We start from the raw sequence: 8,287 nt of genomic DNA, 5'->3' as shown, positions 1-8,287 counted from the left end.
AGACGCCGTGGTCGCGGCCGAGGGCGGCCCGGTCGGTACGGTCGCGAAACCAGCGCAGCCCCATCACCGCCTGCGCAAAACAGGTCAGCGCCCGAGAACCCGAGCGGGTGCCCAGGCGGCGGCGTTCGGCCGCCAGTAGCAGGGAGAGATGGCAAACCAGCTCCCGGGGGACGTCGAGCGTGGCACGATAGGTGATCACGTGGGGCTTTCTGGACCGAAGACGGCTTGTGGTGAGACCTCTTCTACCGAAAGCTCCACGCCTATTTCAGGGGCATCGCGATCCATCCCGATTCATGTCCGCCGGCACCCTTGTGACGGCATCAAGAGTAAAATGCCCGAACCGATCTTGCTGAGATCACCTCAATGACACCGCCGCTGTATCCATATCCGAAGGGGATGTAAATCCTCAGCCGGAGGATCTGGTGCCCAACCCGGGGCGCCAGGTGCTGGGGCAGACATTGGCAGAGGTCAGGGTATGGGTCGCCGTCCCGGAGGCCGCGCTCGACCCCGCGCACGGCCGGTTCACCGGACAGCCTGTGCGGGTGGGGCCGACGGTCCGGCGGTTCGCCGAGGACCTCACCGCCCGCCGCGTACGGCTCCGCCATGCGATTCCGAATCGATGACGGAGGGGAAGCAGGCGGATGCCGAGAGTGCCGTTTCCTCTGGAATGCGAAAGTGGCGCCGGACCCCCCGGTGAAATCGGGAGGACCGGCGCTTGCGCTTTCTCCAGCCACGTCTCCGATGCCTCCAGAAAATTGGCACGTTCCACGAACAGCGGCCACCACTGCTGACCTCTGTCCAGCCACTCGGTCACGATCCGCGGCAAGGAACGTTAAAACGATTTTTGTCATATCACCAAGATCTCGATACCCTTTACCGGCGCGTCCGGGAACGATCTTCAGGTCGACGCCAGTGACATGGTGGTCGCCGCCCACAGGCGCACGCGGCCGAAATCCCTTCGGCCGCAACCGCCTTGGACGCGTGTTCACGAACTCGCCTATTCCTATTGGGGATGTGGTCATCAGGTGTCGGTTTCATCTGACTTCATGAGATCAACCCAGGCCGGCCTCGCGGCTGCCGCCGCGACCAGACGCAGGTTCCTGACCGTGACCGGCACGGCCGCCGCCTTGGCCTTGACCGGCGCCCTTCCCGGCATCCGCAGCGCCCACGCGGCATCCGCGGTGAATGTGGACCGTCAACCCCTCTTCACCCTGGGGATCGCGTCCGGCGACCCGCTGCCCGACGCGGTGGTGATCTGGACGCGGCTGGCGCCGGAACCACTGGCGCCGTTCGGCGGGATGGACCAGCGCCCGGTAACGGTCCAGTGGCAGGTGGCCGAGGATGAGGCGTTCCACCGTGTCGTGCGCCGCGGCACTGCGACCGCCCGGCCTGAGTACTCCCACACCGTCCATGTCGATGTCCAGGGCCTGCGTCCGTGGCGGCACTACTTCTACCGTTTCCGGGTCGGGGGGCAGATCAGCCCCGTCGGCCGCACCCGTACCGCTCCGGCCCCCGGCGACGCCATCTCCGCGATGAGCTTCGCCTTCGCGTCCTGCCAGGCGTGGTTCGAGGGCTACTACACCGCCCTCGCCGACATGGCCCGCCGCGACCATGACGTGATCCTCTTTCTCGGTGACTACATCTACGAGTTCGGCGCCGACAAGGGCGTACGCCCCGACTCCGGGGACCCTCACGCCATGCGCCAGACGGTGACACTCGACGACTACCGGGAGCGGTACGCCCTGTACAAGATCGACCCGGATCTGCAGGCCGCGCATGCCGCCGCGCCCTGGATCGTCACGCTCGACGACCACGAAGTCGTCGACAACTGGGCCGACGAGGCGCACCCGAGCGCCCCGCCGGCAAGCTTTCTGGTCCGGCGCGCCAACGCCTTCAGGGCCTACTGGGAACACATGCCGCTGCGCCTGTCACAGCTGCCCAACGGGCCGGACATGCAGCTGTACCGGCGCCTGCGCTATGGCACCTTGGCTGAGTTCAGCATTCTCGACACCCGGCAGTACCGCTCGGACCAGGCGGGCGGCGACGGCGAGAAGCCGCCCAACCCAGGATCGCTGGACCCCAGCCGCACCATCACGGGCGAGGAGCAGGAGCGATGGCTGCTCGACGGGCTGGCCGCCTCCGGAACACGATGGAACGTCATCGGACAGCAGAACGCCATGGCCCAGCTCGACGTCAAGGCCGGGCCGGACATGGTGGTGCCGATGGACACCTGGGACGGTTACGTCGGCTCTCGTAACCGGGTGCTCGGCGGCGCCCACGAACGCGGCGTCAAGAACCTCGTCTCCTTGGGCGGAGACCTCCACCGCAGCGTGGCCTCCGACCTCAAACTCGACTTCGCCGACCCCGCATCGCCCACCGTGGGTACCGAGTTCGTCGGAACCTCCATCACCTCCGGGCTCGACGGTGCCGACCACGACCAGGTCGGCCTGACACTGCTCGCCGAGAACCCGCACATCAAATACCACAACTTCCAGCGAGGCTACGTCACCTGCACCGTGACCGAACAGGAGTGGACCGCGGACTACCGGGTGGCTGACCGTGTCACGACACCCGGAGGCACCGTGACGACCCGTGCGCAGCTCGTCGTCGAAGACGGCCGAGCCGGCATCCAGACCACCTGAGTCTCCGTAATGGACAGGATCTCCATCATGCTGAAGCAGCGCATCGCGCGGACCGCCCTGCCATCCCTGGCTCTGTGCACCGCCATGGTCACCGCGCTGGCCATGGCGTCTCCGGCGAACGGGGCCTCCGGCCGCTCGAAGCCGAAGGACCAGATCACCATGGCGGCCAATCCGGCCGCGCTCGACATCCTCCCGCTGCCATGCTTTTCCGGCAGCTTCCAGGCCACCATGACCAACACCGGACCACAGGCCCAGTTCGCCGATATGACACTGAGCGCCCAAAAGCCGATCACCCTGTCCCGGGACATCTTCTCCAGCTACCTTCCGGCCGCCGATCCCGACCAGCCGGTGAGCACTCCGGTCGAGGTTCGCGCCCCCCCGGGACACTCCACCGGGCACCTATGACGTCCTGCTGGCCATGAACAAGCAGGAGCTCCGCGTGCCGGTTCGGGTACAGGAGCCCCCGGCCAAGGGGCCCGGCGACAACGTGGCGCTGGGAGAGCAGGCATTCGCCTCATCCGCTCACGGTAATTTCCCGGTCTGCGGTGGTGTCGACGGGAACAAGGACCATGCCCAGTGGGGCACCCGCACCGGGTGGAACGACGCCACGCCGACGATCTTTCCCGACAGCTACGGGGTCCGTTTCCCAACGCCGCAGCGGATCGACCAGGTCGAGCTCCTGACCATAGACAGTGCGGGGTCCCCGGCCACTCGCTTCGGGGTGAAGGACTGGGACGTCCAGGTCCTCACGGACGGCCAGTGGCAGACGGTCGCCCAGGTACGTGGCAACACCGCTGGACTCGTGACCTCGCAGTTCGCCGCGACCACCGCCGAGGCCGTACAGGTCGTCATCTACGCCTCGAACGACGCCAGATACTCGCGCATCATGGAGTTGGAGGTCCGCGGAGCGTAACCCCGGGCTCGGCCGATTCAGGATCCTGGTCATACGAGTCCGAGGATTCCCGTCAAGGCCGTCCCGGCCGGCCCGGACCCTGTTCTCGGAATTACCGAGCCGGGTGCTGGGACCGGTCCGTGCCGTGTTCCCGGAAGCCGGTGAGCCGAGGATTTCCGGGAACACTGCCTTCTCAGAACTTCCCCGGATCACCTGGCCCGACCGGCAGGAAGATCGTCTGCTGGCTCTTGCGGGCGGCGGCCACGTCCCACACCAAGCCGACCATGTCCGACGTACTGGCGAGGGTTCTGCCGGCCGGGCTGAACGCCGCCGACCAGTTGATGTCGTCGTGGCCGCGCAGTGTGGCGGTGATCATATGGCTCGACCCTCGGGTGGCACCAGTGGGACCGCCAGGGTGCACCAGACGATCTTTCCGCCCGAGGTCGGGCGGTAGTAGCCCCAGCTCCGGGCGAGCAGGTCGACGAGGCAGAGGCCGCGTCCGCCCTCGTCGTCCGGATCGGGGACCCTGAGGACGGGCGGAGTACGGCAGGCGTCCCAGACGCGCAGCACGACCGCGTCTCCGACCGGGTAGAGATCCAGCCAGATGTGATCCGGACTCGCGTGCGCCACCGCCTCCATGATGGCGGGAGACTCCATCACGGCGGGGGATTCCGTGACGGCGTGCGGCGAGACGTGCGGGACGTGCGCCTTGATCGCGTTGGAGACCAGCTCGGAGACGACGAGCTGGGCCGTCTCGATCAGGTCGTCCCGCCGCCAGCCCTCCAGCACGCGCTGGACGTGCACGCGGGCGTAGTAGGGCGAGGTCGGGAAGACGGAGAGCTCCAGGTGGTGCTTTCCGGTGGTGACGTCGGTCATCGTTCACCCGCTCCTGGTCGGTGCGTCAGGCGTCAGGGCATAGGACCGGCACCGTTCGCAGACGGGGGCGGCTGCTCTCCCCGCACAGGGGGCGGCGGGGCACGGTGCCGGTCCTACGGGAGGTACGACCGGGGAGCGGCAGGGGGCTGCCGGGGGTCGTACCGCTTGCGCCGGGCGGACACCCGACAGGGGTGGGCCGCGTCGGGAGGGAAGCTCATCCGCCCGGCTGACTGGGGAAATCACGCGTTTCGCCATCCGGAAAGAACCCTTTCCGGAAAGCTTGACTCTGAGAGCATGCAGCATCACTCTCAGTGAATGCAAGGGCTACATTCGTAGTGACTACATCGTCCAGAAAGGTACGGAAATGCGGGATGAGCAGGGGATTGGTGGAAGTGTTCCTCGCCTGTCGAATCGGCGCCAGCCTCCCACCGTTCGCCTCCGTCGCCTGGCGGCCGAGCTGCGCCGTCTTCGCCAGCAGGCCGGGCTGTCCCAGGACGACGTCGCGGAGAAGACCAACGTCAACAGCGTCACGCTCTACCGGATCGAGACGGCCAAGACCAAGCCTCAGCTTCGAACCCTTATCGCCCTGCTCGACGCCTACGGGGTCACCGGCACCGAACGCGCCGACCTGGTGGCCTTGCAGAAGGAGGCCAAGCAGCGCGGTTGGCTGCACGGCCTCGAAGCCGACCTTCCCGACAAGTACAGCACCTACATCGGGCTGGAGGCCGAGGCCCGCAAGGCCATCAACTACGAGTCGCTGTTCATCCCCGGCCTGCTACAGACCGAGGACTACGCACGGGCGGTGGTCCGGGGCGTACTGCCGACCGCCACAGAAGCAGAGGTGGAGAGCTTCGTCACCGCGAGAATGCAACGCCAGGGCCTTCTGGAGAACGAGACACCCCTCCGGCTATGGGCGATCATCGACCAGGCGGCGCTGTGTCGAAAGGTTGGCAGCCAGGCCGTCATGCGCGACCAGCTTGCGCACCTCATCCAACAGGCCCAACGTCCGCACGTCACCGTCCAGGTGATCCCATTCACCGCCGGAGCCCACCCAGGCATGCCCGGGAGCTTCATCGTCTTGAAGTTCGACACGGGCGACCTCGACGTTATTCACATTGACAGCATGGCTGGTGATCTGTTTCTTGAGAAGGAGACGGATATCCAGCGTTATAACCAGATTTGCGAGCATCTCTGCGCGATAGCACTGAGCCCTGCCGACACGGTCGCGCTCATTGCATCCATGCGCGAAGATCGCTGAAGGAAGGAAACGGGATGCAGCAACCTGACCTCTCCCATGCGCGCTGGCGCAAGAGCAGCCTCAGCGGCAGCGGCCCGAGCTGTGTCGAAGTGGCGTTCGTCGACGACGCCGTCGCCGTCCGCGACACCAAGGACCGCGAGGGCGGCACACTCGTCTTCCCCCGTGACGAGTGGACGGCTTTCATCGGCGACATCAAGTCCGGCGGCCTCGACGGCCTTTCCTGATCGACAGGCCCTCTCCGGGCCATTGCCACCTTCCGGGAAGTGTCATCGCGTCGCGAAACGTGCACTTCCCGGGAGATGACCTGAGCCTTCTGCTACTTCGGGGATGGGACGTCCGCTTGCGTCTCTGTCGTCATCATCGCTCGAAACATCGTGAACAGTGCCAGCCGTCAATGCTTGTGGACCAAGCAGCTGTCCAACCGGAAGGGATGGTCTTTGATCGCCCGGAGGATCGGATTCCAGCCGTCCCATTCCGGGTTCGCATGCCGGCCCAGCACAACGACCGCGACCCTTTCGGCCCCCGCCCGCTTCAGCGCATACGCCACCGACTGGACGCGGGACCCCGTAGTCCAGGTGTCATCGAGCAAGAGCACGTGACCGCCCCCGAGGTCCCCATCCAACACGCTGAATCGGTCCTTGCGGAGCTCACGCACATGAGAAGGGATGTCCTGGTTGACGGAGAGACCAACCCACGGCAGCCCCGTCCGGTTCCCAAGCAGCGCCCGCAGCGGGTGCTCACCTGGTCGGCCCCGCGTGCTGGGCACCACCGCTACATGACTCCACCTGGTGACGTGAGCCGCCTCCGCGACACAGCCGAGATGGTCCCTGACGAAGAACAGCAGCAGGTTGAGCAGGCTTGTTTGAATCTCCGGCGACGGAACCTTCGCCTTGTAGGCGGCCAGGCCGTACGCGTGCTGGGTCCGCTTGACCGCATAGGAGATGGGCACCACGACATCGGCGACTCTGGCCTGGGCAGTCCTCAGATGTTGTTCACATTGATAGCAGCGGGTCCAGCGGGGATCTGCGGGACCGCAGCAGACGTAGCAGATCAAAGGTGCCGGCCTGAGTGGGTTGCGAAGGTAGTGAGCTTGCTGGGCGACACGTACGCGGACGAGATCCCAGGGGTCAACTGCTCCAGACAAGGTGGGGGGCCTCCGGAAGCGCATCAGGGCCGGTATGCAGATCAGAGATCACATGCTCCACGACCGAGAGTAGCTGGTTGAGGCTGGAAACCACATGAACACCGGGCTTTTGCGCGTATTCCCGCGCCCAGTCGTGCTCCAGAAGCTGATCAGGCATCACGACGGGGCGGCCGTGCTCAAGCGCCAGCCGGGCCTGGATGCGCGCCCCGCTTCTCCAGGGCGCCTCGACCACCACTGTGGCCGCCGCGTAACCGCTCATCACGGCGTTGCGCATCGGGAAACTCTGCTTGCTCGGCGGCGCGTCCGGCCAGAACTGGCTGATCACGGCCCCTTCGCCGGCGATCCGCTCCTGCAGGGCGCGGTTCTCGCTCGGGTAGAACCGGTTGATCCCTGTCCCGATCACGGCCACCGTACGACCACGCGCCTTGAGCGCCGCCGTGTGCGCAGCGGTGTCGATGCCCTTGGCCAGGCCACTGACCACGGTCACCCCGTTCAGGGCCAGCTCTCTGGCCACCGCGGAGGCGATCCGCAGACCCTGCTCGCTCGCCTGACGGGTGCCGACGACGGCGATCGCCCGCTGATCATCGATAAGAGTGCCCCGCGAGAACAGCAGCGGAGGCATCTGGTGAATGCTCCGCAACTGACTTGGATAGCCGGGATCGAAGCAGGCGTGAACATCGATGCCCGCGGCCTCCCATGCCTCCAGCGTCTCCTCCGCGTCCTCGATGGCGGACACCACGGGATCGGACACGGAGAACAACGTCTCCTGCAACCTGAGCCGGGATTCGAGCGCGGCCGTCGCACCGCCGGTTTCCAGCACCTCGAGAGCGATGTCCTGCCACTTGGCCCCGGGACGCTGCAGCAGCGCCACGAGAGCGGCACGTTCGCGCAGTTCCGGAACCATGCTCCCGATGCTACCGGTGAACGGGAGCACGGTCCCAGAACCTCACTTCTTCGGTTTTCAAAACATCTGTTCGAGTTTCAGCCGCCCGCAGGTGCCAAGCTCCCCACGCTCACCGGAGCATCACCCCGTGCCGTAGAAGGAGTTACCCAGGCGGCGCCGCTCGGATTCTGGGATATAGAGGTCAGGGAAGCCGTCGATCGTGATGAACTCGCTGAGCACAGACAGGTCGAGGTCCCAGTGAACGAGCTTTCGCTGCGCGTAAACGCGGTGGGCGCGCGACAGCTCGGCCTCGGCTTGATCTTGAGTCCAGCCGTTCACTTCTCTGAGCTTGGCGATCACCCGGTCGGTCTCGCCGTTGATCTCAGCGAGACCGATGTGCTGCACCCGGTGGCAGTCGGGGCAGAGCGCGATCAGCCGCTCCAGCCGTTGAATGTGGCGGCCTGCACGCGTCTCGAAAACCCACAGCTCATGACAGTCAGGCCGCCGGCTCCGACCATCCTCCATATAACAGAGCGCCTTGCAGACCTCACAGCGATTGCCCGCATGCGTACAGACAGGGATGCGTAGCTGA

The 8,287-nt window shown here is 66.0% G+C and carries 11 protein-coding genes and 1 pseudogene; 6 read left to right on the top strand and 6 right to left on the bottom strand.

Annotation, left to right across the window (positions count from 1 at the left end):
• Positions 1-199, bottom strand: a pseudogene (locus BM085_RS43975) (IS5/IS1182 family transposase); the annotation flags it as partial.
• 223 nt (positions 200-422) lie between these two features.
• Between BM085_RS43975 and BM085_RS43970 the strand changes: the two are divergent.
• From BM085_RS43970 to BM085_RS40095, 4 genes are all read left to right on the top strand, one after another.
• Entirely contained in the window at positions 423-623 is a 201-nt protein-coding gene (locus tag BM085_RS43970) for a hypothetical protein (protein ID WP_143121298.1), read from the top strand.
• Between the two features lie 423 nt (positions 624-1,046).
• A complete protein-coding gene (locus BM085_RS40105) occupies positions 1,047-2,642 on the top strand; it encodes an alkaline phosphatase D family protein (protein WP_093891991.1) in 1,596 nt (531 codons plus the stop codon).
• A 27-nt stretch (positions 2,643-2,669) separates the two neighbouring features.
• Positions 2,670-3,047, top strand: a complete 378-nt coding sequence (locus BM085_RS40100) for a hypothetical protein (RefSeq protein WP_143121297.1) — start codon at positions 2,670-2,672, stop codon at positions 3,045-3,047.
• Positions 3,048-3,081: 34 nt separating this feature from the next.
• Positions 3,082-3,555 carry a galactose-binding domain-containing protein gene (locus BM085_RS40095; RefSeq protein WP_143121296.1) on the top strand — a complete coding sequence of 158 codons (474 nt, stop codon included), beginning with the start codon at positions 3,082-3,084 and terminating at the stop codon, positions 3,553-3,555.
• Between the two features lie 172 nt (positions 3,556-3,727).
• On the opposite strand, the gene BM085_RS40090 is transcribed toward BM085_RS40095, so the two are convergent.
• Together BM085_RS40090 and BM085_RS40085 are read right to left on the bottom strand one after the other, a co-directional pair.
• Entirely contained in the window at positions 3,728-3,910 is a 183-nt protein-coding gene (locus BM085_RS40090) for a WD40 repeat domain-containing protein (RefSeq protein WP_093891988.1), read from the bottom strand.
• On the bottom strand, positions 3,907-4,410 hold the full coding sequence (locus BM085_RS40085; protein WP_093891987.1) for an ATP-binding protein: 504 nt from the start codon (positions 4,408-4,410) through the stop codon (positions 3,907-3,909). Before BM085_RS40085 ends, BM085_RS40090 begins: the two co-directional genes overlap by 4 nt.
• Positions 4,411-4,774: 364 nt before the next feature.
• On the opposite strand from BM085_RS40085, the gene BM085_RS40080 reads away from it, so the two are divergent.
• Positions 4,775-5,668: a helix-turn-helix domain-containing protein gene (locus tag BM085_RS40080; RefSeq protein ID WP_093891986.1), complete on the top strand. Its 894-nt coding sequence runs from the start codon at positions 4,775-4,777 to the stop codon at positions 5,666-5,668.
• Positions 5,669-5,682: 14 nt separating this feature from the next.
• Entirely contained in the window at positions 5,683-5,892 is a 210-nt protein-coding gene (locus BM085_RS40075; protein WP_093891985.1) for a DUF397 domain-containing protein, read from the top strand.
• 167 nt (positions 5,893-6,059) lie between these two features.
• On the opposite strand, the gene BM085_RS45575 is transcribed toward BM085_RS40075, so the two are convergent.
• From BM085_RS45575 to BM085_RS43965, 3 genes are all read right to left on the bottom strand, one after another.
• Positions 6,060-6,620, bottom strand: a complete 561-nt coding sequence (locus BM085_RS45575; RefSeq protein WP_218158968.1) for a phosphoribosyltransferase — start codon at positions 6,618-6,620, stop codon at positions 6,060-6,062.
• 175 nt (positions 6,621-6,795) lie between these two features.
• On the bottom strand, positions 6,796-7,716 hold the full coding sequence (locus BM085_RS40065) for a DNA-processing protein DprA (protein WP_093891995.1): 921 nt from the start codon (positions 7,714-7,716) through the stop codon (positions 6,796-6,798).
• Between the two features lie 120 nt (positions 7,717-7,836).
• Entirely contained in the window at positions 7,837-8,220 is a 384-nt protein-coding gene (locus tag BM085_RS43965; protein WP_143121295.1) for a hypothetical protein, read from the bottom strand.
• Positions 8,221-8,287: the final 67 nt, after the last annotated feature.

It is taken from the genome of Streptosporangium canum (assembly GCF_900113865.1).
Taxonomy (GTDB): Bacteria; Actinomycetota; Actinomycetes; order Streptosporangiales; family Streptosporangiaceae; genus Streptosporangium; species Streptosporangium canum.
The sequence above is the reverse complement of the archived record's forward strand: the minus strand, read 5'-3'. Positions and strand labels throughout refer to the sequence as shown.